Origin of the sequence: Streptomyces sp. NPDC086777 (genome assembly GCF_040702065.1) — a bacterium.
Classification (GTDB): domain Bacteria; phylum Actinomycetota; class Actinomycetes; order Streptomycetales; family Streptomycetaceae; genus Streptomyces.
The window spans coordinates 62770-86764 of the sequence record NZ_JBFBJI010000021.1 but is presented as its reverse complement, the minus strand read 5'-3'; the positions used below and the strand labels follow the sequence as shown (position 1 = coordinate 86764).

24 protein-coding genes and 1 pseudogene are annotated in these 23995 nt (G+C 74.2%); 11 read left to right on the top strand and 14 right to left on the bottom strand.

Annotated elements, in window-relative coordinates:
- Nucleotides 1-16: 16 nt before the first annotated feature.
- The 3 genes and pseudogenes from AB0472_RS27570 to AB0472_RS27560 form a co-directional block, all read right to left on the bottom strand.
- A complete protein-coding gene (locus tag AB0472_RS27570) occupies nt 17-1270 on the bottom strand; it encodes a VWA-like domain-containing protein (RefSeq protein ID WP_366360031.1) in 1254 nt (417 codons plus the stop codon).
- Nucleotides 1267-2484 carry a MoxR family ATPase gene (locus tag AB0472_RS27565; RefSeq protein WP_366360029.1) on the bottom strand — a complete coding sequence of 406 codons (1218 nt, stop codon included), beginning with the start codon at nt 2482-2484 and terminating at the stop codon, nt 1267-1269. Before AB0472_RS27565 ends, AB0472_RS27570 begins: the two co-directional genes overlap by 4 nt.
- A gap of 42 nt (nt 2485-2526) precedes the next feature.
- Nucleotides 2527-3899 (bottom strand): annotated as a pseudogene (locus AB0472_RS27560) (hypothetical protein).
- A 210-nt stretch (nt 3900-4109) separates the two neighbouring features.
- On the opposite strand from AB0472_RS27560, the gene AB0472_RS27555 reads away from it, so the two are divergent.
- The 4 genes from AB0472_RS27555 (at nt 4110) to AB0472_RS27540 (ending at nt 7640) form a co-directional block, all read left to right on the top strand.
- Nucleotides 4110-4616: a SigE family RNA polymerase sigma factor gene (locus tag AB0472_RS27555; RefSeq protein ID WP_366360027.1), complete on the top strand. Its 507-nt coding sequence runs from the start codon at nt 4110-4112 to the stop codon at nt 4614-4616.
- A gap of 10 nt (nt 4617-4626) precedes the next feature.
- On the top strand, nt 4627-5148 hold the full coding sequence (locus AB0472_RS27550) for a hypothetical protein (RefSeq protein WP_366360026.1): 522 nt from the start codon (nt 4627-4629) through the stop codon (nt 5146-5148).
- Nucleotides 5149-5232: 84 nt separating this feature from the next.
- Nucleotides 5233-6387 (top strand): dolichyl-phosphate beta-glucosyltransferase, encoded by a 1155-nt coding sequence (locus AB0472_RS27545; RefSeq protein WP_366360025.1) that lies wholly within the window; start codon nt 5233-5235, stop codon nt 6385-6387.
- Nucleotides 6388-6500: 113 nt separating this feature from the next.
- Nucleotides 6501-7640 carry a hypothetical protein gene (locus tag AB0472_RS27540; protein ID WP_366360216.1) on the top strand — a complete coding sequence of 380 codons (1140 nt, stop codon included), beginning with the start codon at nt 6501-6503 and terminating at the stop codon, nt 7638-7640.
- Between the two features lie 7 nt (nt 7641-7647).
- On the opposite strand, the gene AB0472_RS27535 is transcribed toward AB0472_RS27540, so the two are convergent.
- A complete protein-coding gene (locus AB0472_RS27535) occupies nt 7648-8445 on the bottom strand; it encodes an SAM-dependent methyltransferase (protein ID WP_366360023.1) in 798 nt (265 codons plus the stop codon).
- 204 nt (nt 8446-8649) lie between these two features.
- Here AB0472_RS27535 and AB0472_RS27530 point away from each other — a divergent pair, with 204 nt between their 5' ends.
- A complete protein-coding gene (locus tag AB0472_RS27530) occupies nt 8650-9039 on the top strand; it encodes a cold shock domain-containing protein (protein WP_366360021.1) in 390 nt (129 codons plus the stop codon).
- Between the two features lie 253 nt (nt 9040-9292).
- Here the strand turns inward: AB0472_RS27530 and AB0472_RS27525 are convergent, their stop codons facing one another.
- Nucleotides 9293-10147, bottom strand: a complete 855-nt coding sequence (locus AB0472_RS27525; protein WP_366360019.1) for a DUF3152 domain-containing protein — start codon at nt 10145-10147, stop codon at nt 9293-9295.
- A 137-nt stretch (nt 10148-10284) separates the two neighbouring features.
- Between AB0472_RS27525 and AB0472_RS27520 the strand changes: the two genes are divergently transcribed.
- Genes AB0472_RS27520 through AB0472_RS27510 form a run of 3 tightly spaced genes read left to right on the top strand, consistent with a single transcriptional unit; the run spans nt 10285 to nt 13051 of the window.
- On the top strand, nt 10285-10977 hold the full coding sequence (locus AB0472_RS27520; protein WP_366360017.1) for a response regulator transcription factor: 693 nt from the start codon (nt 10285-10287) through the stop codon (nt 10975-10977).
- A complete protein-coding gene (locus AB0472_RS27515) occupies nt 10974-12473 on the top strand; it encodes a HAMP domain-containing sensor histidine kinase (RefSeq protein WP_366360015.1) in 1500 nt (499 codons plus the stop codon). Before AB0472_RS27520 ends, AB0472_RS27515 begins: the two co-directional genes overlap by 4 nt.
- Nucleotides 12467-13051, top strand: coding sequence for a hypothetical protein (locus tag AB0472_RS27510; RefSeq protein WP_366360013.1), 585 nt, complete (start codon nt 12467-12469; stop codon nt 13049-13051). Before AB0472_RS27515 ends, AB0472_RS27510 begins: the two co-directional genes overlap by 7 nt.
- Nucleotides 13052-13155: 104 nt before the next feature.
- Here the strand turns inward: AB0472_RS27510 and AB0472_RS27505 are convergent, their stop codons facing one another.
- From AB0472_RS27505 to AB0472_RS27490, 4 genes are all read right to left on the bottom strand, one after another.
- Complete coding sequence (locus AB0472_RS27505; protein WP_366360011.1) at nt 13156-13806, bottom strand: hypothetical protein; 651 nt, start codon at nt 13804-13806, stop codon at nt 13156-13158.
- Nucleotides 13796-14404 carry a DUF6114 domain-containing protein gene (locus AB0472_RS27500; protein ID WP_366360010.1) on the bottom strand — a complete coding sequence of 203 codons (609 nt, stop codon included), beginning with the start codon at nt 14402-14404 and terminating at the stop codon, nt 13796-13798. Before AB0472_RS27500 ends, AB0472_RS27505 begins: the two co-directional genes overlap by 11 nt.
- Nucleotides 14405-14456: 52 nt before the next feature.
- Entirely contained in the window at nt 14457-15080 is a 624-nt protein-coding gene (locus tag AB0472_RS27495; protein ID WP_366360008.1) for a DUF6230 family protein, read from the bottom strand.
- Between the two features lie 405 nt (nt 15081-15485).
- A complete protein-coding gene (locus AB0472_RS27490) occupies nt 15486-15959 on the bottom strand; it encodes a MarR family transcriptional regulator (protein WP_366360006.1) in 474 nt (157 codons plus the stop codon).
- Between the two features lie 113 nt (nt 15960-16072).
- Here AB0472_RS27490 and AB0472_RS27485 point away from each other — a divergent pair, with 113 nt between their 5' ends.
- Both AB0472_RS27485 and AB0472_RS27480 read left to right on the top strand, forming a co-directional pair.
- A complete protein-coding gene (locus AB0472_RS27485) occupies nt 16073-17104 on the top strand; it encodes an LLM class flavin-dependent oxidoreductase (RefSeq protein ID WP_366360214.1) in 1032 nt (343 codons plus the stop codon).
- Between the two features lie 34 nt (nt 17105-17138).
- Nucleotides 17139-17834 carry an NADPH-dependent F420 reductase gene (locus AB0472_RS27480; protein WP_366360004.1) on the top strand — a complete coding sequence of 232 codons (696 nt, stop codon included), beginning with the start codon at nt 17139-17141 and terminating at the stop codon, nt 17832-17834.
- A gap of 28 nt (nt 17835-17862) precedes the next feature.
- Here the strand turns inward: AB0472_RS27480 and AB0472_RS27475 are convergent, their stop codons facing one another.
- The 3 genes from AB0472_RS27475 to AB0472_RS27465 form a co-directional block, all read right to left on the bottom strand.
- Nucleotides 17863-18003: a hypothetical protein gene (locus AB0472_RS27475; RefSeq protein WP_366360003.1), complete on the bottom strand. Its 141-nt coding sequence runs from the start codon at nt 18001-18003 to the stop codon at nt 17863-17865.
- Between the two features lie 211 nt (nt 18004-18214).
- Nucleotides 18215-19735, bottom strand: a complete 1521-nt coding sequence (gene glpK, locus AB0472_RS27470) for a glycerol kinase GlpK (protein ID WP_366360001.1) — start codon at nt 19733-19735, stop codon at nt 18215-18217.
- Between the two features lie 55 nt (nt 19736-19790).
- Nucleotides 19791-20558, bottom strand: a complete 768-nt coding sequence (locus tag AB0472_RS27465; protein ID WP_366360000.1) for an IclR family transcriptional regulator — start codon at nt 20556-20558, stop codon at nt 19791-19793.
- 201 nt (nt 20559-20759) lie between these two features.
- Here AB0472_RS27465 and AB0472_RS27460 point away from each other — a divergent pair, with 201 nt between their 5' ends.
- Complete coding sequence (locus tag AB0472_RS27460; protein WP_366359999.1) at nt 20760-21185, top strand: ATP-binding protein; 426 nt, start codon at nt 20760-20762, stop codon at nt 21183-21185.
- Nucleotides 21186-21345: 160 nt separating this feature from the next.
- Here AB0472_RS27460 and AB0472_RS27455 read toward each other — a convergent pair whose 3' ends face one another.
- Both AB0472_RS27455 and AB0472_RS27450 read right to left on the bottom strand, forming a co-directional pair.
- Entirely contained in the window at nt 21346-22512 is a 1167-nt protein-coding gene (locus AB0472_RS27455) for a PP2C family protein-serine/threonine phosphatase (protein WP_366360212.1), read from the bottom strand.
- 215 nt (nt 22513-22727) lie between these two features.
- Nucleotides 22728-23483, bottom strand: a complete 756-nt coding sequence (locus AB0472_RS27450) for an IclR family transcriptional regulator (RefSeq protein ID WP_366359998.1) — start codon at nt 23481-23483, stop codon at nt 22728-22730.
- Between the last annotated feature and the right edge of the window lie 512 nt (nt 23484-23995).

Below are 23995 nucleotides of genomic sequence, written 5' to 3'. Positions count from 1 at the left end.
CGTTCCAGCCGCGCGCTCACCCGATCTCGACCACCCGCGCCCAGGCGGGCGGTGCCTCCGGTACGTGGTCGGAGTCGTTCTCCCGCCACCCCGTGCCGCCGTACTGCCGGGGGAACAGGCCCACCACCGTCCGGCAGGCCGGCCGGGTCTGCGGCCAGGGTGTCTGCCCGTCGGTGAGGGCCACCACGACGTCCGGGGCCGGCCGCGTGCGCAGCGCCCGGGCGAAGCCCGCGCGCAGGTCGGTACCGCCGCCGCCGACGAGCGCGATGCCCTCCGCCCGGCACAGCGGCTGCACGGTCCGGGCGGCCGCGTCGCAGGACAGCACGGAGACCAGGTCCCGGCGGCCGCCGACGGCGCGCGCGATCGCGGCCACCTCCAGCAGGGCACTGCCCAGTTCGGCGTCGCTGACCGAGCCGGAGGTGTCGATGACGACCGAGACCCGGGGCGGTCGACGGCGCAGGCTCGGGAGGACGACGCCGGGCAGCCCGGCCGAGCGGCGCGACGGACGGCCGTAGCTGTAGTCCTCGCCGGCGCCCGCGGCGGAGGCCGCCGAGCGCACCGCCGCGCCCAGCAGTTCCCGCCAGGGCTGCGGCGGATGGAAGGCGTCCTCGGCCCAGCGCCGCCAGCCGTTCGGGGTGGAGCCGGGGCGGCCGGTGATGGCCTGCGCCACCCGGAACCGGACCCCGTCCCGCTCCTGCTCGCTGAGGCCGTGCGCGCCGTCCGGCCCCAGGTCCCACTCCCGGTCGCGGCCGTCGGCCCCGCTGCCGCAGTCCAGCCAGGTGAGGTCCTGCGTCAGCGGCCCGAGCCGGAACTGCCGCAGGTAGTCCTCCATCAACTGGCCCTCGTCCAGGCGCAGCATGTACGGCCGGACGGCGCCGCGGGGCTGGGCCAGCCCGTCGCCGTACGCGTCGTCGTTGATCTCCAGGTCCGCCGCGATGTTCATCCGCAGCCGCTCACCGGCCCCGGTCAGCCCGCGTTCCCTCGCGACCCGGTCACTGCGCGCGTGGTGGTCGCGGAGCAGGTGCGACACCTCGTGCACCCACACCCCGGCCAGGTCCTCCTCCGGCATCCGGTCCACGAAGGCGGGCGAGACATAGCACCGCCAGTGCTTGTCGACGGCCATGGTCGGCACCTGACGGTCCGCCACGACGTGCAGGGCGAACAGGGCCGTGGCGAGGTAGGGCCGGGCCCGGGCGGCCTGGAGCCGGGCGGCGTAGAGCTTGTCCAGGTCCAGCGCCCCGGTCGCGTCGATGCCCGGCTCGGCGTTCATCGGCGCACCTTCGCCGCGACGCGTTCGGCGGCGCGGTCGGCGCGCCGGGACACGGCCACGGCGCCCGCGAGCCGTTCGATCGCCGCCGGGACATCCCAGTCGTCCCGGCGCAGCGAGGCCAGGGTGGTGGCGGGGACGACGACGAGGTCGGGGGCTCCGGTGTCCAGGGCCCGCACCAGCAGGGCCCAGGCCGCGTCCCAGCGGGCCCGGTCCGGCCGTTCGCGAACCGCGGCGACCACGCCGTCCAGCACGGCCTGGCGCAGGTCCCCGCGCTCGGGCAGGTCGGCCGCGGCCGGGTCGGCGAGCAGCGTCTCGGGATCCGGGAGCTCCATCCGGTCGACGCTCGCCAGCAGTTCGAGCCCCGGGCCGTCCCCGACCGTCCCCCTGACCAGGAGGGAGAGCACGTCCCGGGAGGAACCGGCGGCGTGTGCGAAGGCGACCAGGCGCAGGGTCATGTCCCAGCTGCGGGGCGACGGCCAGGCGCCGCCCCGCCGCATCTCGCCGTTCGGCAGCCGGTGGACGAGCGTGGGGCGGGTGGCGAGCAGTCCGCACACCGCTCGGCGCGCGAAGTCCACGGCGGCGGGCAGCCGGTCCGGGTCGAGCCGGGGCAGGGTGGCCCGGGGCCAGGTGCCGCCGAGGCCGCGGACGACGACCTCGTGGTCGTGCGCCCAGTGGAGGTGCACGAACCGGTTGGCCAGCGGCGGGCTCAGCTCCCAGCCGTCGGCTGCCGAGGACCGCGGGTTGGCGGCGGCGACGATCCGTACGCCGGGCGGGAGCCGGAGCGCGCCCACGCGGCGCTCCAGGACCAGCCGGAGCAGGGCGGCCTGCACGGCGGGGGGCGCGGTGGACAGTTCGTCGAGGAACAGCAGGCCCCGGCCGGCCCGCACCAGCCGTACCGCCCAGTCCGGCGGGGCCATCGGGACGCCCTGCACGGCGGGGTCGTCGCCGACGACGGGCAGGCCGGAGAAGTCGGACGGCTCGTGGACGCTGGCGATCACCGTGGTCAGCGGCAGGTCGAGCGCCTCGGCCAGCCGGTTCAGGGCGGCGGTCTTGCCGATGCCGGGTTCGCCCCACAGCAGGACGGGCAGGTCGGCGGCGACGGCCAGGGTGAGCGCCTCCAGCTGGGTGTCGGACCGGGGTTCGGTGGTGGAGTCGCCGAGCAGCGCCGACAGGGTGTCCGCGACGGCGAGTTGGTCGGGGGAATGCGTGGTCATGAGGGATCACCTGGGGGTTGTGAGGAGGCAAGTGGGTGGGTGTCAGCGCCGGTTGGCGCGGCGTGGGCCGAGCCGCGGGTCGCGGACGGACCGGCGCCGCCGCGTCCGGACGGGACCGGTGCGGGACGCGAGGCCCGCCCGGTAGAGGCCGTAGGCGATCCGGCGCTGCGCGGCCGCCTCCAGTTCGTCCTTCAACGGCCCGTCGCGCAGTACGGCTTCGGGCCCCAGCAGTCCTTCGACGACGGCCAGCGCGCCCGCGGTGTCGCCGTGGTCGAGGCGTTCGCGGACGCCGGTGAGGCAGTCGGGGCGGCGGTGCGCCTCGTCGATGACGCGCAGGCAGGGCAGTGCCGGTCCGCCGAGCGCCACCAGGAGTTCCTCGCGCCGCAGTTCGTCCAGGGAGTGGTCCAGCGGGGACAGCACCCCGTCGACCAGGCCGATCCGGTGCCGGGCGCCCCGGCACTCCACGAGGCCCGGCTGGCGGGCCGGGTCGGTGTACGGGTCCCGGGCGGCCGGCGGGTGCCCGGGGGCGAGCGCCGCGGCGACCAGCGGATGCAGCCGGGCGGCGTCGACCAGCCCGGCGCGCAGCAGCTCCAGGTCGGGGAGGATCCAGGTCGCCGCGTCGGGCAGGACGGGGCGCGCGCCGCTGCCGGGGCGCGGGCGTCGGTGTCCGGGCCCGCGGTCGCGGTCCCGTCGGCCGCGAGGTGCACCGCGACCCGCTGCCGGCCGCCCAGGCGTACGACGACGGTGCCGCTGTCCCGGCCTTCGGCGCCCAGCACGACCCGTGCCTCGTCCGCCCACCGGTCCGTGGCGCACAACGACGTTTCGAGGAACGGGAGCCGGCCGGAGAACGCGCACCGTTCGCCGTCCGCCGGCCGGTCGGCGCCCGACCGGGTCCGCAGTTCGCCGGCGGCACCCGCGTCCCACAGATGGCGATGCAGGTCGAAGCGGAACCGCCGGCTGGGGTGCGGATGCGGATGCCCACGGACGGCGGGCTCGGCCAGGATGCCGTCCCAAAGCGCGAGGCCGATCCGCTGTCCGGCGTCCGCCCAGGCGGGCGGTGTCCGGACCACGAGGCACAGGGAGCCGTCCCCGGCGTCGTAGCGGGCGAGCGGCATCGTCAGGCCGGGCCGCAGCAACCCGTCGGGCGCGACCCTCGGCAGATGCCAGCGGAGCAGGTCGGGCGCCAGCCGGCGCAGGTCGGAGCGGATCCGTTCCCGGACGTCCCGGCCCCATGCCCGGGCCAGTGCGCGCAGGTCGAGGTCGACGTCGAAACCGGCGGCCGCGCAGGCCCCCGCCCAGTCCCCGGCGGTGCGGCGGGCGGTCGCGGTCTCGATCATGGCGGGCGGCACGGCGAACTCGCGCACGCGCCGCCACAGGGAGAGGCGGGTGTCCCCGTCCGTGAGGTGAGTGGCCATCAGCACTCACCTGAGGTGGACGGGACCCCCAATCTGACAGCAGAGTGAGTGGTCATCGCGGGGAGCCTACGACGGCCCCGCACCGCTCGGCCAGCCGATTACGGACCCGGCCCGCACGTGACGCGGATCACCCCGGCCGGGTGCAGCGTTCCGCCGCCCCCAGGGCCTTTTCCCAGGTGTAGGCAGTCGGCGAGAGCGGGGACCGTGGGAATGGAGCAGGCTCGGGCCGGTGAGTACGACGAGTTCGTGGCGGCCCGCTGGTCGGGGCTGTGCCACCTGGCCCGTCTGCTCACCGGTGGCGACCGGCATCGGGCCGAGGATCTGTTGCAGGAGTCCTTGGTCCGGCTGTGGTTCGTCTGGCCGAAGGTCGCCGACGAGGCGCCGGAGGCGTACGTCCGGAAGGTCCTGGCGCGCGCCGCGGCCCGCTCGGCGCGGCGCCGGTGGTGGGGCGAGCGCCCTGTCGAGGAGCTGCCCGAGGTGGCGGCGGCCGGTGACATGTCGGCGGTCGTCGCCGAGCGGTCCCGGCTGGAGGCGGCGCTGGCGCTGCTGACCCCACGCCAGCGGGCCGCCGTCGTCCTGCGCTACTACCAGGATCTGCCCGACCGGCAGGTCGCCGACGTGCTGGGCTGCCCGGTGGGCACCGCCCGGTCGCACGCGGCGCGCGGGGTGGCCCGGCTGCGGGAGCTGCTGGCGGACGCCATCGAGCCGGTGGGGTGAGGGAGGGACCATGGATCGCTTCGAGCGGCAGTTGACGCAGTTGATGCACGACGAGCAGGGGCCGACGGCGTTCGAGCCCCGGCACCGGGAGCGGCTGCGGGCCGGTGTGCAGGCGCGGCGGCGGGTCCGGGCGGCCCAGCGGGCGGCGGGCGCCGTCCTCACGGTCGCGGGGTTCGGCCTGTGCCTGTTCCTGTGGCCCCACGCCGACGTCCGTGACGAACCGAGCGCGCCGCACCCCTGGCCCGCGACCAGCCCCACCACCGGTCCGGCACCGACGCCGAGCCTGACACCCAGTGCGCCGGCCTCCGGCGTCACGACCTCGGCGCCGCCGCCCGAGGGCACGACCGCGCCCGGGGACACCCCGTCGGCGACGAGCGGCGGCACCCCCTCGTCGACCCCGTCCTCGTCCTCGACGGCGACCTCCACCCCGGACGCGACCCGCAGTGCCACGGAGAGCTCGTCCGGGAGTTCCACCACGTCCCCGCCGTCGGCGCCCGTGACCAACAGCCCCGACCCGTCGAACGGCCCGTAGGCCGCGCCCCGTCGGCCGTCCTCCTCCCCCACCGGGTGTGTCCTCGGCATGCCCCGAAATCGAGTACGAATGCGAAAAAACGTCATGAACCGCCCACCCGTCACCGTGCCGGTACCGGCGTGGCCGGCTCCGGCGCACCGCGTCGAACCGGTCCTCGACCTGGCCGTACCGGTGTTCAACGAGGAGACGGACCTGGAGCCCAGCGTGCGGCGGCTCCACGCCCATCTGCGGGAGACGTTCCCCTACCCCTTCCGGATCACCGTCGCCGACAACGCCAGCACCGACGCCACCCCGCTGATCGCGGCACGGCTGGCCGCCGAACTGCCCGAGGTGGAGTGGATACGGCTGGCCGAGAAGGGCCGCGGCCGCGCGCTGCGGGCCGCCTGGTCGGCGTCGTCGGCGCCGGTCGTCGGCTACCTCGACGTGGACCTGTCGACCGGGCTCACGGCGCTGCTGCCGCTCGTCGCCCCGCTGCTCTCGGGCCACTCCGACGTGGCCATCGGCACCCGGCTGGCGCCCGGCGCCCGGGTGGTGCGCGGCCCGAAGCGCGAGGCCATCTCCCGCTGCTACAACGTCCTGCTGCGCTGCACCCTGTCGGTGGGCTTCTCGGACGCGCAGTGCGGCTTCAAGGCCGTACGACGGGACGCCGCCGCGCGGCTGCTGCCGCTGGTGCGGGACCCCGGATGGTTCTTCGACACCGAGCTGCTGGTCGTCGCGGAGCGGGCCGGGCTGCGGATCCACGAGGTGCCGGTCGACTGGGTGGACGACCCGGACAGCCGGGTCGAGCTGCTGTCCACGGCCCTCGCCGACCTGCGCGGCATCGCGCGGATCGGCCTGGCACTGGCCCGGGGCGCGCTGCCGTCGGGGCGGCCGCCACGGTCGTACGCGGTGCCCGCCACCGTCGTGGCCCTCGCCCACCTGCTCCTGTACGCGGCGCTGCGCGCGACCGCCGCCCCACAGGTGGTCAACGCCCTGTCTCTGCTCGCCTGTCGGGTCATCGCCCAGCCGGTCCTCGGCCGGCCGCCGCAGCCTCCGCCGCCCGCCCTGCCCGCCCTGGCCGCCCGGCTGGCCGTCACCGCCGGCTCGCTGGCCGTCCTGCGGCACGCGGCCCCCGGCGCCGGGTCCCGCGCGGAACTCGCCGTACTCGCCGCCGCCCACCTGTCCCTCGCCCTGGCCGCCGCCGTCGCGCGGTCGGCCCGTGGCGGGCGGCGGCGCCGGGCGGAGTCCGCGCCCTCATGACGGCATCTCCGAGAAGCACGGCCGCGGCCCCGCCCGCGGCTCCCGGTCCCGGCGCGCCGGGTCCCGGACAGCGCCTGCGCGGCACCGCCCGCCACTACGGCCCGGTCCTCGCGATGTACGGCGTCCTCAAGCTCGCCGGCTTCGGTTCCTTCATGTACCTGCTGGACTCGGCGGGCGACTTCCGCAGGAAGCATCCGCGGTTCGGCGGCGGTGCGCACGTCTGGGACGTACTGGGCACCTGGGACGGCTGGTGGTACCAGCAGATCGCCCTGCACGGCTACCATCCCGCGCTGGTCCCGGTCCCCGGCGCCACCGGGCTGATCACGCTCCAGGGCAACTCGGCCGCGTTCTTCCCTCTCTACCCGGCGCTGATGCGGGTGGCGATGGAGGTCACCGGTCTCGGCCCGTTCGGGGCCGGGCTGCTGGTGTCGGTCGTGGCCTCGTTCGCCGCGGCGCTGGGGATCTTCGCCGTCGCCGCCCGGTTCGGCGGCCGGCGGGCGGGGCCGGCGGCCGCCGGGCTGTGGGCCGTGTGGCCGGGCTCCGGCGTGGAGTGGGCGGTCTACTCGGACTCGCTGTACGTGGCCCTGGCCGCCTGGGCCCTGTACGCCGTGCTGACCCGGCGCTGGCTGACGGCCGGGGTGCTCACCTTCGCGGCCGGCCTCAACCGGCCCACCGCCGCGGCCCTGGTCGCCGCGCTCGCCCTGGCCGCGCTCCTGGCGCTGCGACGCCGCGAGGACGGCGTGGCCCGGCCGCTGACCGCGATGCTCGTGGCCCCGCTGGGGCTGCTCGGCTACCTGGGCTGGGTGGGGCACCGCATGGGCGACTACGGCGGCTACTTCGAGCTCCAGTCGGGCGCGTGGGGGCACGAGTTCGACTACGGCAGCCAGACCCTGGACGTCCTCGCCTCGGTTCCCGTGGGCCACTTCGACTACCTCTTCGCGCTCCCCTTCGCCGACGTCGTCGGGGTCGGGGTGGTCCTGCTGGACCTGGCCCTGCTGCCGCTGCTGTTCCGGCTGCGGCCGCCGGTGGTGCTGGTCGTCCACACGGTGCTCACCCTCGCCCTGGTGCTGGGCAGCCAGCAGTACTTCGCGAACGTCTCGCGCTATCTGCTGCCCGCCTTCCCCCTGTTCGTCCCCCTGGCGGTCGCGCTGCGCCGGGTCAGCCTGCCCTGCCTGTGCCTCGTGCTGGGCATCGCGGCACTGGCCTCCGGCTCGTACGCGGGTTACGCCCTGTTCGAGCTCGGAGTGCCCTGACGCCGGATCAGGCCTTCTTGAGGGCCACTCCGCCGTAGAAACCGATCTCGTCCGAGCCGGCCGGCGGGGTGGTGTCCGGGCGCCAGAACGGGACCTGGGTGACGCCGGGTTCGACCAGCTCGAACCCGTCGAAGAAGCGCTCGATCCGGGCCCGGGGGCGCAGGTTCATGGAGGCGGTCGCGTTGTTGTAGACGGCCTGGGCGTCGCTGCGCTCGGCGAAGTCGTCGGTGGCGTGCGAGAGCACCAGGAAGCTGCCGGCCGGGAGCGCGTCGCGCAGGGCGGCCACGATCCGCTCGGGCTCCTCCTCGTCGCGGATGAAGTGCAGGATGGCGACGAGGAACAGGGCGACGGGCTCGCCGAAGTCGATGACCCGGCGGACCTCGGGGTGCTCGATGACGGCCTGCGGGTCGCGCAGGTCGGCGAGGACGATGCTGGTGGTGCCGGCCCGGCTGAGCAGCGCGTCGCCGTGGGCCTTCACGATCGGGTCGTTGTCCACGTAGGCGACACGGACGTCCGGCGCCAGCGCCTGGGCCACCTCGTGCACGTTGGGCGAGGTGGGCAGTCCGGTGCCGATGTCGAGGATCTGGCGGACGCCGCTGTCGATGACGTGGCGGACCGCGCGCTGCAGGAAGCCACGGTTGGCGCGGACGGATATCCACACCTCGGGTGCGACGGAGGCGAGCTGGTCACCGGCCTTGCGGTCCACCTCGTAGTTGTCCTTGCCGCCCAGCAGGTAGTCGTAGATCCGGGCGGGATGCGGCTTGCTGGTGTCGATCTCCACGGACCCGGTGCCGTCCTGCGTCACGTGCGCTCCTCTCAACGGCCGTCCCGGCTCCCCTTGGCCCACCGACGGCTGGCGACAGCTTTCCACATCAACTTCTTTGTCCGCGCACCGAGTTCCGCTCTCCGCGACCACGCCGGGCGGGCCGGGTCGACCGACCGGGCCGGACGTGGCTACCATCGGGCGCAGGTGTCCGGGCAGGTGGCCCGGTTTGGTTGGGGGTTTGTCATGGTCAGTGGTCGTGTGGTGCGGTTCGACAGCTCGCGCGGGTACGGGTTCATCGCTCCGGACGGCGGGGGCGAGGACGTCTTCCTGCACGTGAACGACATGCAGATGTCGGAGGCGTACGTCCGCCCGGGCGTGGCGGTGGAGTTCGAGATCGAGGCCGGCGAGCGCGGCCCGAAGGCGTCCGGTGTCCGGCTCGCCCGGGGCGCCGACGTCCGCACGCTCGGTCCGGACGACGACTCGCTGTGCGATCTGCTCAGCGCGGACGAGTTCACCCGCGAGGTGACCGAAACGCTGCTGGCGTCGGCGCCCACGCTCACCGCCGAGGAGATCGTGCGGGTCCGGGGCGCACTCGCCCAGTTCGCGAAGAACCACGGCTGGATCGAGGGCTGACCCGCCCACGGCGGACGGCCGGTTCACGCACCGCGCGAGCGGAGCAGCCGGCCGGCCGCCGTGCGGGCGGCACCCGCCCGGTGCCGACGGTGGAGTGCGCGCGGCGGTGTCGTCCCGGGCCTGCGGCTCTTGCTTCAGGACCTGCGCCGGGGTGTCGTTCTCGACGCCACAGCGCGCTGTGCCCGTCCTCAGGGAGGGGGCCGGTCGGGTGTGGTCACTCCCCGAGGCGTACCGGCCCGCTGGAGCCGTCGCGTCACAGCGACGGCCCGGTCAGGTACCGGCCCCTGCCGTCGTACGGCCAGACGTTGGGCAGGCAGCCGTGCATGCCCTTGATCTGCTGCATCATCACCGGGGCCGGCTGCCCGGGGCCGGGGCAGCCGACGTGCCCGTGGCCGAGGAAGTGGCCGACCTCGTGGTTGATGATCAGGGCCCGGTAGTCCTTGACCCGGTGGGCGTAGACCGGGGTCGCGAGCAGCCAGCGCCTGAGGTTCACCATGACCTGCTCGGCCACGTCGCAGTTGACCTCGCCCCCGGTGTCCAGCCCGTACTCCCCGCAGATCCTGTCCACCGTCCCGGGCGTCGCGACCCGGACGACGAAGTCGGTCGGACCGCTCGACACCCGCTGGAACGCCGAGTGGCCGTCGGCGGTCCAGCCGCGCGGGTCGGCCAGGACGCGCTCGACCTGCCGGGCGACGTCCGCCGTGGACAGGTCGATGCCCTTCTCGACGTCGACCCGGTAGCGCAGGAGCGTGCCGGAGCCGACCCTGGTGCTGCCGCCGGCCGCGGTGACGAACGTGCCCGGTCCGGTGGCCGGGATCTCCGGCGTGGGCGAGGTGGTGGCGCGCGGGGAGGCGGAGGTGGTGGCCGGACCGGTGGCGCCGACGCGCCCGGGCCGGGCCCGCTCGGTGGACCGGCCCTTGTCGGCGGTGTGCGTTGTTCCGGTATCTGACGGATCCCCGTGGACGGCCGCGAAACCGGCGGCCCCCAGAACCGCCAGCGCGGCCACGGCCCCCAGGAACGGCCCTCCTCCCTTCCGCCCGCGCTGGACGGCGTGGGAGGGGACGCCCCGGCGGCGGCCTCGGGGGGAACGTGCTGTGCGCATGGTCATGACGGTCAGGCTGTGATCGGAATGTGATCGGACCTGGCGCAAGCGATAACGAAAAGATAACGAGCAGGATCGCTGACTTGTGTGATCATCCCGTAACAAACGGACACCTGTGCGGATCTCATGCGCATACTGAGCCCATGCCACGCGTACTGCTGATCGAAGACGACCGTGCCGTCCGGGAGGGGGTGGCCCTCGCCCTGCGCCGCCAGGGGCACGAGGTCGCCGCCGCCCCGAACGGGGAGGACGGGCTGGAGAGTGTGCGGTCCTTCCGGCCGGACGTCGTGGTGCTGGACCTCATGCTGCCCGGGCTGCCCGGGCTCGACGTGTGCCGCCGGATCCGCGGTCTCGACCAGACCCTGCCGATCGTCATGGCCACCGCACGCGGCGACGACGAGGACATCGTCGTGGGCCTGGAGGCGGGCGCCGACGACTACGTGGTCAAGCCCGTGCAGGCGCGGGTGCTGGAGGCCCGCATCCGGGCGGTGCTGCGCCGGGCGGGCGGCCCGCCGGCCGAGGGTGGCATACCGAAGATCGACACCTACGGGGACCTGTCCGTCGACCGGGCCGGACTCTCGGTCGCCCGCGACGGGGTGCCGATCCCGCTCGCCCCCTCCGAACTGCGGCTGCTGCTCACCCTGTCCGCCTCGCCGGGGCAGGTGTTCAGCAGGCAGCAGCTGCTGGAGGCGGTGTGGGAGCACAGCTACCACGGGGACGCGCGGCTGGTGGACGCCTGTGTCCGGCGGCTGCGCGCGAAGCTGGGCGAGCCGCCGCGCGAGCCGCGCTTCATCCGGACCGTACGCGGCTTCGGCTACCGGTTCACGGCCCGGTGAGGCGCCCGCGCCTGCCGCAGCTGCGCGGTCTGCGGATCCGCCTGGTGCTCGCCTTCACCCTGGTCGCCGCCGTCACCGCCGCCACCACCGGCGCCCTGACCTTCCGCGAGGCCCGCACCGGTGTGCTCCAGCAGAGCCAGGACGCCGTGATCCAGCAGCTGCGCACCCAGGTCGGGCACCTCGCCCCGGGCCTCGCCTTCCCGCCGGACCAGGCCGCGCTGGCCCGGTTCGCGGCGGACGTGGCCGGCTCCGAGCCCTCCGGGACCTGGCGGGTGCTGGCCACCTACGGCCGCCTGAGCGCGACCTCGGCCGCCGGCGACCGCTTCACGGAGCTGACCCCGGCCGTCCGCGAGGCCGTCGGCTCCAGCATGGCCACGGTCTTCCAGCGGGTGGCCGTCGGCGACCGCACCGCACTGGTCGTCGGCATGTCCGTCACCTTCGCCGAGGCACACGCGAAGGGCGCCTACACCTCCGGGGTGCACGTCTTCCTGACGGTGCCGCAGACCACGGAGCGCGCCTACGTCGACGCCCTGGTCACCGCGGCCGAACGGGCCGCCGTGCCCGCGCTGACGCTCGCCGTGCTGCTGGCGCTGCTCGCCGCCCGCGGGGTGCTGCGCCCGGTGCGGGCACTGCGCCGCGCCACCCGCAGCATCGCCGAGGGCCACCTGGACACCCGGCTCGCCGTCGACGGGTCCGACGAACTCGCCGATCTCTCCCACACGTTCAACGAGACGGCCGCCGCACTGGAGAAGTCGGTGGCCGAGCTGCGCGGCATGGAGGCCCGGGCCCGCCGGTTCGCCGCGGACGTGTCGCACGAACTGCGCACACCCCTCGCCGCCATGTCCGCCGTCACCGACGTCCTCGACGAGGACGCCGCCCGTCTCGACCCGGACACCGCCACCGCCGTCCGTCTGATCAGCGAGGAGACCGTGAAACTGGCCCGGCTGGTGGACGACCTGATGGAGATCTCCCGTTTCGACGCGGGCGCCGCGGTGCTGCACCTGGACGAGATCGACCTCGCCGAGTCGCTGCGCCGCACCCTCGACGCCCGGGCCTGGACCGGCCTGGTGGAGTGCGAACTGCCGCCGCCCGGCGCCCTGCGCGGCCGCGTCGACCCGCGCCGCCTCGACGTCGTCGTGGCCAACCTGGTCGGCAACGCGCTACGGCACGGCGCCCGGCCCGTCGCCCTGCGGCTGTACGACGGCGGGGCACCCGGCGCGGGCTCCGGCGGGGCACGGCTCGCGGTGATCGAGGTCCTGGACAGCGGGCCCGGCATCCCGGAGGACGTGCTGCCGCAGGTCTTCGAGCGCTTCTACAAGTCGGACGCCGCCCGCACCCGCACCGAGGGCAGCGGCCTCGGTCTCGCGATCACCGCGGAGAACGTCCGGGTGCACGGCGGCACGGTCCGTGCCGCGAACCGGCCCGGGGGCGGCGCCGTCTTCACCGTGCGGCTGCCCCTGCCGGCCGCCGAGTCGCCCCGGGAGGACCCGTGGTGACCTTCCGGCGCCGGGTCCGTCCCGCGCTCCTGGTTCCGGCGGCGGTGTGTGTCCTGGCCTCGTGCGGCATCTCCACGACGGGTGTGGTGCAGGAGGGCGGTCCCGCCGTCGGCGTCGTGCCGACGGCACGGCTGTTCTTCGTGCGGGACGGTGCGCTGGTCGCCGTCCGTCGCCCGACCGACGCGCCGGGCGACGTGGAGTCGGCGGTGCGGGATCTGCTGCGGGGTCCGACCGGCGCGGAGCTGCGCGAGGGGGTGACCACCCGGCTGCCCCTGCCCACGGGCGCGCCGACGGCGGTCCCGGCCGTCCCCGCGGACGGCGGCGCCGCCGTGGTGTCCGAGGCGCCGTCCTGGGCCGGCCTCGTGCAGGTGACCGCGGGGGGCGACCGGATCTCCGTCCGGCTGTCCTCCGCGGCGGGCGTGCCGGGCGATACCGGCCTCGCGGCCGCGCAGATCGCCTGCACGGCCGACGCGGCACGGCGGGTGGCCGACCCCGCTGCCGGACCCGAGCCGGTGACGGTCACGTTCCCGGGCGGCCGGCGCGTCGAGGCGGCCACGACGAGCTGCCCGGGGCTCTGACGCCCGCCCGCGCCCTCGTCCGCCTGCCGCGGACCGGCAGGCGTCCGGCCGGCGGAGCCGTGCCGGGCCAGGACGCCTGCCCCTGTCCGGCCCCGGGCCCCGCTTCAGGCACCGTGCGGGACCCGTGCCGTCGTCCGCAGTTGCGGGCCCTTGATGGACAGCCGGCCGCCGAACTGGGTGATCTGGGAGGCGGTCGCCGCGGCGAGCGTGATGGTGCGGGTGCGGGTGGCCGGGTGCGAGAGCCAGCGGGGTACGGCGTCGGGGGTGACGGAAACGGTGCGGTCGGCCGGGAGCGGGCCGCCGCCGAGGCCCGTGACCCTGCCGGTCAGTCTGCGGACGTAGAAGGTCGCCACCCCGCCGGCACCCGGCCCCTTGAGCGTGGAGGTGGTCGCCGGCCTCGCCCGCAGGCGCATCGCCGCGCGGCCCCGGCCCGCAGTCAGATCGAGGTTGACGGCGTCCAGCGACCGTACGGTGAACTTCAGGGCCCGGACGCTGCCGGTCCCGGTGCGCAGCGAGACCACTCCGCGAAAGCGCGCGCCCCGGAGCACGAGCCGGTCGGCGCGGAGCACGCACGGGCCCTTCGCGGGACGGACCGGAGGCGGCGACGCGTGCCGTGCGCCGACACTGCCGGGCACGTGCGGGACGTCGGGGCGCAGGAGCAGGGCCACGGCGACCACGGCCAGCGCACCCGCCAGGGGCCGGGCCGTACGGCCGAGCGCACGGCCGGCCGTCCGAACGCGCGCGTCAGGCGCCACTGCACCCCTCCGCCTTCGCCGCCTTCGCAGCCTTCGCGGCCGGCTCGGTCAGCCCGGTCGGCCCGGTCGGCCCGGTCGGCCCGGTCGGCCCGGTCGGCCCGGTCGGCCCGGTCGGCCCGGTCGGCTCGGTCGGCGTAGCTGTCGCGGCTGTCGGCGCGGGCCGGTCGTCCGGTGCCGTCGGCGGTTCGTCGGCCGGGGGCGGCAGCCAGGCGCAGGCCAGGGAGCCGCCGACCAGGCCGAAGGCCACGCCGAGGAAGAGGCCGCCGAAGTTCGCGACGGGGAAGGAGACGACGGCGAGCAGGAGGGTGGCGATGCCCGCGAACACCCGGAGATGGGGGCGCCAGCACAGCGCGACGCCCAGTGTCAGGAGCAGCGTTCCGATCAGCAGGGAGCCCGCGCCGGAGGTGGTCGACAGGGCGAGCGGAATCCCGCCCAGGTTCAGGTTCGCGTAGGGCCAGTAAAGGATGGGCACACCGGCGGCGAAGGTGAACAACCCGGCCCAGAACGGACGTTCACCACGCCAGGTGCGAAACCTCGGCCCGAACTCCGGTGCCCTGGCGAGCAGTTCGCGCCCTCTGCCGAACGGGTCGGTGATCACGCGTCCTGTCCTGGTGGATGGGGTTCCGGTCCCGGGCCTGCGGTCGCCGGCGTCAGAAGCAGGCATGGTCGCCCTGCCGGAGCCGCACCCGCAGGCCCGGAATGCTGAACGTGCCGGCGGACACCGCGACCGCGGTCACCCGCACGTCGTTCAGAGTGGTCGACGTCGCCTGCTGGCCGACGCCGTCGGGATCGAAGAACTGCGAGTTCCGGTCTCCGGACCTGACCGGGCCCTTGGTGAGGGCTCCCTGGGCGACGCCGATGTCGAGACCGGTGAAATTCGCCTCGCCGACCGACTCGGTCGTCGCGTCGATGTAGAAGTTCGAGGTCTCGACCGGCCGGCCGGAGCCGCCGGTGAGGCGCAGGGTCTGGGTGCCCAGCACCGGGACGTCGACGACCACGGACTGGCACAGTGTGCTGATCGTGGCATGGCGGAAACCGGAGACCACGACGGGGACGAGTTCGTGCTTCCTCGTCACGTCGACCATGCCGTAGAGGCTGAACCCGCGGGCGGTCAGGGTGCCGGCGGAGAGCTGGAACTTCTGGCCGGAGATGAAGAACGAGGCGGCGAGCACTCCCTGCGCCATGGCGACACCGACGGCCGAGCAGGCGGCGACGCCGGGCACCAGGACCACCGCGAAGCGTCTCCAACGCGTCCTTCCGGCGCGGTGCGGCATCCCGTCTCCTTCGGTCGTGAGGTGATCCCACCCATGCCGACAAGGCAGCAGATGCACCGTTTGTCCGGTGATGGATCCTAGGCTCCCGGCTCAGCCGACCGACTGCACGCCAGGCCCGCCGGACGAGTGACGCAAGTTCTGCTGCTCTCTTCGGGTGACCGGGCCGGCACCCCCGGCCTCAGAACGCGAACGACACCCGCACCGAAGGCACTTCACCCGTCCCGGCCGGTGCATGCTGCGGCGCCGGCGGGCCGAGTCGGTGCCGCAGGCCGCGCGGGACCTCCACGAGACGTTCGTGCGCCGGACAGTGCCCCCGGCCGGAGGTCGGGGGAGGAACTGCGCGACCAGCCACGACGGCGCCGCGGACGGCACACGGCAGCGTTCCGGCAAAGCGCTCGGCGAACCTCAGCCGTCGAGCCCGGTCAGGTGGTTCCGCAGCGCCGCGCCGATCTCCTCCGCCGCGGCGAGCTGGTCCGGCGTGAGGGCGGCCACGAACAGCTCCCGTACGGCGCGCAGATGCGGCAGGGACGCATTCCGGAACGCCTCCGCGCCCTCCGGCGTGAGCACCGCCTCGGCGCCCCGGCTGTCGGTGACGCACTCCTCGCGCCGGAGCAGCCCGCGCCGCTCCATGCGGCCGATCTGGTGCGAGAGGCGGCTGCGCTCCCAGCCGACGCGGGCCGCGAGGTCGGAGGAGCGCAGCCGCCGCCCGTCCGCCTCACGCAGGGCGAGGAGCACGGCGTACTCACCCGGCGACAGGGAGCTCTCGCGCTGCAGCCGTGCCGAGAGCGCGGAGCGCAGCGCCTCGGTCGCCTCGATGAAGTCCCGCCAGATCCGCAGCTCTTCGGCGGTGGGGAGGTCCTTCCGTCGCGCCGTCATCATGCCGCCACTCCTCTTGTTGACACGTCAATCATATGCGAGCGATGATTGACGCGTCAATCAGTCGAAGGAGTCCCGTCATGTCCGATCCAGTCCCCGTGTCCGATCCAGTCCCCGTGTCCGACCTCGTCTTCGGTCTCGACACCTTCGGCGACGTGCCGCAGGACGACTCGGGAGCCCTGGTGTCCGGCGCGCGGGCCATCCGGCAGGTCGTCGACGAGGCCGTGCTCGCGGAGGAGACCGGCGTCGACGCCATCGCCCTCGGCGAGCACCACCGCCCGGAGTACGCGATCTCGACCCCGGAGACGGTCCTCGCCGGCATCGCCACGCGCACCCGCCGCATCCGGCTGGCCTCCGGCGTGACCGTGCTGAGCTCCGACGACCCGGTCCGCGTCTTCCAGCGCTTCGCCACCGTGGACGCGCTCTCGAACGGCCGGGCCGAGGTCATCCTGGGGCGCGGTTCCTTCACCGAGTCGTTCCCCCTCTTCGGATACGACCTGAGCGACTACGACGTGCTGTTCGAGGAGAAGATCGAGCTGTTCGCCAAGCTCCTGGAGGAGCGGCCCGTCACCTGGAGCGGCACCAAGCGGGCACCGCTGGAGGCAGCCGACGTCTTCCCGAAGACCGAGTCGGGGCACCTGAACACCTGGGTCGGGGTCGGCGGCACTCCGCAGTCGGTCGTCCGCACCGCCCGCTACGGCTTCCCGCTCATGATCGCCATCATCGGCGGCTCCCCGGAACGGTTCGCGCCGTACATCGACCTCTACCGGCGCGCCGCCGACCAGTTCGGCACGACCGCGCACCCGGTCGGGATGCACTCGCCAGGGTTCGTCGCCGACACGGACGAGGCGGCCCGCGAGCAGCACTGGCCGTACTACCGGGTCATCCGCGACCGGATCGGCGCGCAGCGGGGCTGGCCGCCGATCCGCAGGGAGGAGTACGAGGCCGAGATCGAGCACGGCTCCCTCTACATCGGCTCCCCGGAGACGGTCGCCCGCAAGATGGCCCGGGCGATCGAGGCGCTCGGCGTCGGCCGGTTCGACCTCATCTACACCGCCGGGGCCCAGCAGGTCAGCGCCCGCCTGCGCGCCGTCGAACTGTACGGCTCGAAGGTGATCCCGATGGTCCGCGACCTCCTCGCCGGCTGACGCGGTGCGCGGAACGGAGAAGGAGGCGGCCGGCGTGCGCACGGTCGGGATCCTGGGCGCCGGGAAGGTGGGCACCGTATTGGCCCGGCTGGCACTGGCGGCCGGCCACCGCGTGCTGATCGCCGGGTCCGGCGACCCCGCCGCGATCGCCCTCACCGTCGAGGTCCTCACCCCCGGCGCCGTCCCGGCCGGCGCCGAGCGGGCCGCGGCGGAGGCGGACGTGGTCGTGCTGGCCCTGCCGCTCGGCAGGTATCGCGGCGTTCCGGTCGAAGCGCTGCGCGGCAAGGTCGTCGTCGACGCGATGAACTACTGGTGGGAGGTGGACGGCGTCCGCGCGGACCTCACCGACCCGCTGACCTCGTCCAGCCAGACCGTGCAGGCGTACCTGCCGCACTCCCGGGTGGTCAAGGCGTTCAACCACATGGGCTACCACGACCTGGAGGAGGGCGCGCGGCCCGCGGGAGCGCCGGACCGCAAGGCGATCGCGGTCGCCGGCGACGACCCGGACGCGCTCGCCACCGTCACGCATCTCGTCGACGCGCTCGGCTTCGACCCCGTCGTGGCGGGCCCGCTCGCCGAGGGGGTGCGGCTGGAGCCCGGCACGGAGCCCTTCGGCGCCGACGTGGGCGCCGGGGAACTGCGGGCGATGTTGGACCGTTTCCCGGAGTCCGACCACGGACGCGCGGTGCTCGCCGCCCGGGCGGCGGCACGGACCGGGCCCGCCGCCTGAACACACGTGCGGCGAGGGCGGCTTGCCGTCACCTCGTGAAGGCGAGGACCACGTTGTGTCCGCCGAATCCCAAGGACGTGGACAGGACCGCCCGGACGGCCGCCCGTCGCGGTCCGCCGGACACCAGGTCGAGTTCGATCCCGTCCGACGCCTTGGTCGCGGGCAGCATGACGGGTCCCTTCCGCGCGGTGTTCCTGTCTCCTGCGTTGCGTCGCCGCCGGGAGGCTCCCCGGCGTCTCCCAGGACGCCGGGGGGAAGCCCGGCCGTCACCAGCGCCATGATGGCGATCAGTAATTCAGACCGAAGGGAAGCGGAAAGGGCGCGGAAAGAAGGCGCGGAAACCGGGCGCCGGAAAGCAGCTGCCGGAAAGGAGAACGCTCTCAGCCGGACCCGGGCGACCGGATCCAGCCCAGCGACCGTTCGACGGCCCGCTGCCAGTTGTCGTACTCCGACTCCCGGCGGCCGGGGTCCATTCCCGGCAGCCAGCGGGCGGCCGGGTGCCAGTTGCGGCGCAGGACCTCCAGGTCCGGCCAGTAGCCCGCGGCGAGCCCGGCGGCGTAGCCGGCCCCCAGGGAGACCGTCTCGGAGACCATGGGCCGTACGACCGGCACGTCGAGCACGTCGGCGACGAACTGCATGAGCAGGTTGTCCGCGGTCATGCCGCCGTCCACCTTCAGCTCCTTCAGCGCCACCGAGGAGTCGGCGTTCATGGCGTCGACCACCTCCCTGGTCTGCCAGCCCGTGGCCTCCAGGACGGCCCGGGCGAGGTGTCCGCTGGTGATGTAGGAGGTGAGGCCGACGATGACGCCGCGTGCGTCGCTGCGCCAGCGGGGGGCGAACAGGCCGGAGAAGGCGGGGACGATGTAGCAGCCGCCGTTGTCCTCGACGCTCCGTGCGAGGGTCTCGATCTCCGGCGCGCTGTTGATCAGTCCCAGCCGGTCGCGGAACCACTGGACCAGTGCGCCGGTGACGGCGATCGACCCTTCCAGGGCGTAGACGGGCTGCCGGTCCCCGATCTTGTAGGCGACCGTCGTGAGCAGTCCGTGCCGGGACCGCACGACATCGGTACCGGTGTTGAGCAGCAGAAAGCTGCCCGTTCCGTACGTGCACTTGGCCTCGCCCGGGGAGAAGCAGGTCTGCCCGAAGAGCGCCGCCTGCTGGTCGCCGAGAGCGGCCGTGATGGGAACGCCGGGAAGCTGCGCGCGGGCCTCGCCGTAGGTCTCCGCGGAGGACCTGATCTCCGGCAGCATCGGACGGGGAACGCCGAAGAAGGTGAGGAGCTCCTCGTCCCAGGTGAGCGTGCGGATGTTCATCAGCATGGTGCGGCTGGCGTTGGTGGCGTCGGTGATGTGCAGGCCTCCGTCGGCACCGCCGGTGAGGTTCCAGATCAGCCAGCTCTCCATCGTGCCGAACAGCACCTCGCCGTCCTTCGCGCGCTGCTCCAGGCCTTTGACGTGGTCGAACAGCCAGCGGATGCGCAGCGCCGAGAAGTAGGTGGAGGGCGGCAGGCCGCACCGGTCGAGGAAGAACTCCTCGCCGGGCCGGACCCTGAATTCCTCGACCAGCGGCGCGGTGCGGGTGTCCTGCCAGACGAGCGCCCGGCCCAGCGGGGTGCCGGTGCGCCGGTCCCAGAGCACGGTCGTCTCGCGCTGGTTGGCCAGGCCGATGGCGGCGACCTGGCTCGCGTCGACGGCCGTACCCGCGCCTTTGAGGACCTCGGTCATCACCCGCCGCAGGTTGTGCCAGATCTCGACGGCGTCGTGCTCGACCCAGCCGGGCCGGGGGAAGTGCTGCTGGTGCTCCCGCTGCGCGACCGACACCAGCCGCCCGCCCCGGTCGAACAGGATGCATCTCGTGGAATTGGTGCCCTGATCGATGGACATCACATAACGTTCCACCATGATCGGGTCCGCCTTCCGATGGGTCGCGGAGTGGGCGCGGGGCTGAGGAGCGGGCTTACCAGCGGGCGGCTCCCAGGTCCCGGGAGATCGCTCTGGCCGCCTCCCGGATCAGCGTGATCAGGCTCGGCCTGGGGTGGCCCTGGCCGTCGCAGATCCGCTCGACCGGGCCGGACAGCCCGATGGCGCCGACGACGAGGCCGCCGTGCCCCCGGATCGGCACGGCGAGTCCCGCCTCGCCCATGCTCATCTCCTGCACCTCGGCGGCCCAGCCCGCTTCCCGGACCTCGGTGAGCGCCCGGGTGAGCTGCTCCGGGGTGACCAGGGTGTGCCGGGTGTACGCGTCCAGGCCCGATTCCACGGCGGAGTCGACGGTCGCGGCGCCGTAGGCCAGCAGCACCTTGCCCAGCGAGGAGGCGTGCAGGGGCAGCAGCGCGCCCACGTCCAGGGTCTGGAGGGTGTCGTCCGGCCGGAACACGTGGTGGACGACGAGGACCATGCCCTCCAGGGGGGTGCCCAGGCGCACCGCCTCACCGCTGCGGGCGGCCAGGGCGTCGGCCCAGTTGATGGACCGGGACCGCAACTCGTTGACGTCGAGATAGCTCGTGCCGAGGTGCAGCAGGGCGGCCCCGAGCTGGTACTTGCCCGTCGTCGCGTCCTGCTCCACGAAGTCCACGTGCTGGAGTGTGCGCAGGATGCCGTGGGCGGTGCCCTTCGCCAGCCCGAGGGAGGCCGCCACCTCTCCGAGACCGAGTCGGCGGGGCCCGCCGGCGAGCAGGCGCAGGATCGCGGCCGCCCTTTCGATCGACTGGACCGGACCGGTCATGAACCGAGCTTATTACCGTCCGGGACCGTCTGCCGTACGTACGCAGGGCCGTGGCGGCACGGGTGCCGGCGGCGGCGTTCGGTAATGCCGACCCACGTTCATTGACCGACCCGCCGCGGGTCCTTAGCGTGCTGGGAGGCCTGGCAGAAGCACCGAGGTGCGGGACGCGGGGCCGGTGGAACTTACCCCTGGAGACACGAGATGGCGGTACAGCTCAACACGCGGGTGCGGGGGGCAAGCGAACGCGTCTTCCCGATGCCGCCCGTCGCCGGTGCCGTGCCGGACGTACGTCGACGGGCCGGCGCGGTTCTGGCCGCCTGGAAGGTGTCCCCGGACGTCATCGAGGACGCGCTGCTGGTGGTGTCGGAACTGCTGACCAACGCGATCGTCCACGCACTGCCCCCGGCGGTGCTGAGGCTGTCCTGGACGCGCGACGCCGGACTCGGCACGCTGCGTATCGAGGTCACCGACTCCGGTCCCGCGCGTACGGCGGGAGAGCAGCCCGCGGGCATAGACCCGGACGAGCACGGCCGGGGCGAGGAGATCGTCCACGCCCTGGCGACGCGCTACGGCATCCACACGCACCCGGGCGCGATCACCCGCTGGGCCGAGCTCGTCGCGGTATGAACACCCCCGGTCCACCGCTGCGGCGCGCTGTCAGGGCCCCCGAGGGGGCGCGGGGAACTGCGCGACCAGCCACCACGGCGCGGCAGACGGAAGACGTCGGACCGCGGACCGCGAACCGCACGTAACGGCATCTCCGGCGGAGCGCTCGGCACGGCCCCCGTCAGCGCCCGGCTGCCGACGGGAACAGGTCGAGGGACCGGGTGCGCGACTCCACGGGGACGGACTCGCGCCCGCCACGCCCCTCCGGTTCCCGGACCGGCGCTCCCCCTTCCTCCGCTTCGTCCGACGCGGGCGCGACCGGTTCCCCCACGTCCTGCATGCGCAGCAACAGCAGCGCCGCGTCGTCGTGCAGCCGGCCGCCCACGTGCGCCAGCAGTTCGTCGTGGACCGCGGAGAGGATGTGCTCCGGGTCGCCGGACGCATGGCGGGCCACCCGCTCGGCCAGCGGATAGAACTCACGGGCCCGGTCGCGCGCCTCGATGACCCCGTCGGTGTAGAGCAGCAGCTGGTCCCCGTAGGCGAAGGGCAGGATCTCCAGGCAGGGCGGCTCGTCGACGAGGACGCGCAGGCCGAGCGGCGGAGCCGGGCGGGTGGCCTCGACCACGGTGACGACCCCCGAAGCGGTGATCAGCAGGGGCGGGGCATGTCCGCAGTTGACCACTTCGAGCTGCCCGGCGCGCGGGTGCCCCACGACGATCGCGGTGACGAAGTCGTCGGGCCCGAGGTTGCGCGCCAGGCTCCGCTCGATCCTCGCGACGACGGCGAGGAGATCGGGCTCGTCGTAGGCGGCCTCGCGGAAGACACCGAGGACCAGGGCGGCTATCTCCACGGCCGGCAGTCCCTTGCCCCGCACGTCGCCGACGATCAGCCTGACCCCGTGCGGGGTGGGCACCAGGGCGTACAGATCGCCGCCGATCCGGGCCTCCGCCGCCGCCGCGCTGTAGCGGACCGCCACCCGGAACGGGCCGACGGTCTCCGGGATGGGCTTGAGGACGGCGTGCTGGGCGGCCTCCGCGACCGAGCGGACGGCGGCGAGCACCCGTTCCCGGCGGCCGCGCAGGGCGCTGGCCAGGGCGCCGGCCAGGGTGACGGCCACGAGCGCCGAGAGCACGGCCGGCAGCTCGCGTCCCGGGGCCGCCTCCTGGGCCCCCAGGGTCGCGCCCAGCACCGCGGCGAGGGACCCCACGCACAGGACGCCCCGGGGTCCGTTGGTGCTGGCGGCCAGCGCCGGCCCGGCCGCCAGCAGGGGCAGCCAGAACATCCCCGACCCGCCGATGACGTCGACGAGCGCGATGCCCACGACGATCAGAACCGGGGCCACGGGCATTCCGGCGGCCAGCTGGGAGACGGCCCGCCTGGGGACCGGCGTCCCAGGAGCGGCCTTCGGTTTCCTGAGCGGCCGCAACGGCCAGTGGTTGCCACCATGGTCTCGCGCCTGCCTCATGTCTTTGACCGCAATCCTCACCCAGATGGAGCCCAAGCCCGACTTGTCCGTTTCATCCAGGAAAGAGGTTCGGCCAGCAAGCCACAAGGAGTGGGATTTCAGATAGTGAGCGAGAGGCCTCTGGTGACGCGGTCCGCGATCGGCAGCAGCCGGGCCCGGACCTCCGGGAGGCGGGCGAGCCGTTCCGCCGGGAGGGAGACACCCAGCGAGCCGAGGACGTCGCCCCGGTAGATGGGCACGGCGACGCACACCGTGCCCAGCGCGTACTCCTCGAGGTCCGTGACGGCCGGCGCCAGGGGGGAGGCGTCGAGGTTGCGGATCAGCTCCGGCAGCGTGGTGATGGTCCGTGGCGTCAGGTCGGTGAGGTCGTGCCGGGAGAGGTACTCGCGGCGGGCCTCCTCGTCCAGTTCGCGCAGCACGGACTTGCCCAGCGCGGTGGCGTGCCCGGCGTCCTCGAACCCCACCCAGAGGTCGACCCGGGGTGTGCGGGGGCCGTCGACGATCTCCGCGACGCTGATCTCGCCCCCCTCGTAGAACGTGAGGTAGGTGGCGGTGCCCAGCTCGTCACGGAGCGCGGCCAGCGTCGGCCGGACCCGGCTGAGCAGCGCCTGGCTCTGCCCGGTGGTGTGCAGCGTCCCCAGCTTGTCGCCGAGGACGAAGCCGCCGTCGGCCAGTTTCCGCAGGTACCCGTCGTGGACCATCGTGCGCAGCAGGTGATACGCGGTGGCCAGGGGCAGGCCGGTCTCCCGTGCCAGTTGCTTCGCGGGCGCGCCGTTCTCGTGCGCGCTCACCGCCTCCAGCAGCCGGAATGCACGCTGCACCGACATGATGAGCGTGGGCTCGTGAACGCTCATGCCACCAGCCTGCCCCCGACGCCCCGGACGGGCAAGACACGGGCCTCGGGGCCCGGCGTCCCCGGGCGCCGAGCAGGACGCGGGGATCGCTGATCACACGGTCACGAGGTACCTGGCGGCGCCGCGCACGGAACGGCAACACCCCGCCGCCGTAGGACAGTTCTCCGCCGGAACCCCGCGACGGGTCGTCGGTCGGCCGCGGTCGGATGCGTCTGCAGGGCGCCCGGTCACGGACAGCCGAGTCACGGACAGCCGGGTCTCGGACAGCCCGGTCACGGACAGGCGGGTCTCGGGCGGCCCGGTCTCGGGCGACCCGGTCACGGACAGCCCAGTCACCGACGGCCGAGTCACGGACAGCCCAGTCACCGACGGCCGGGCCACGGACAGCCCAGTCACCGACGGCCGAGTCACGGATAGCCCAGTCACCGACGGCCGGGCCACGGACAGCCCAGTCACCGACGGCCGGGCCACGGACAGCCCAGTCACCGACGGCCGGGCCACGGACAGCCCAG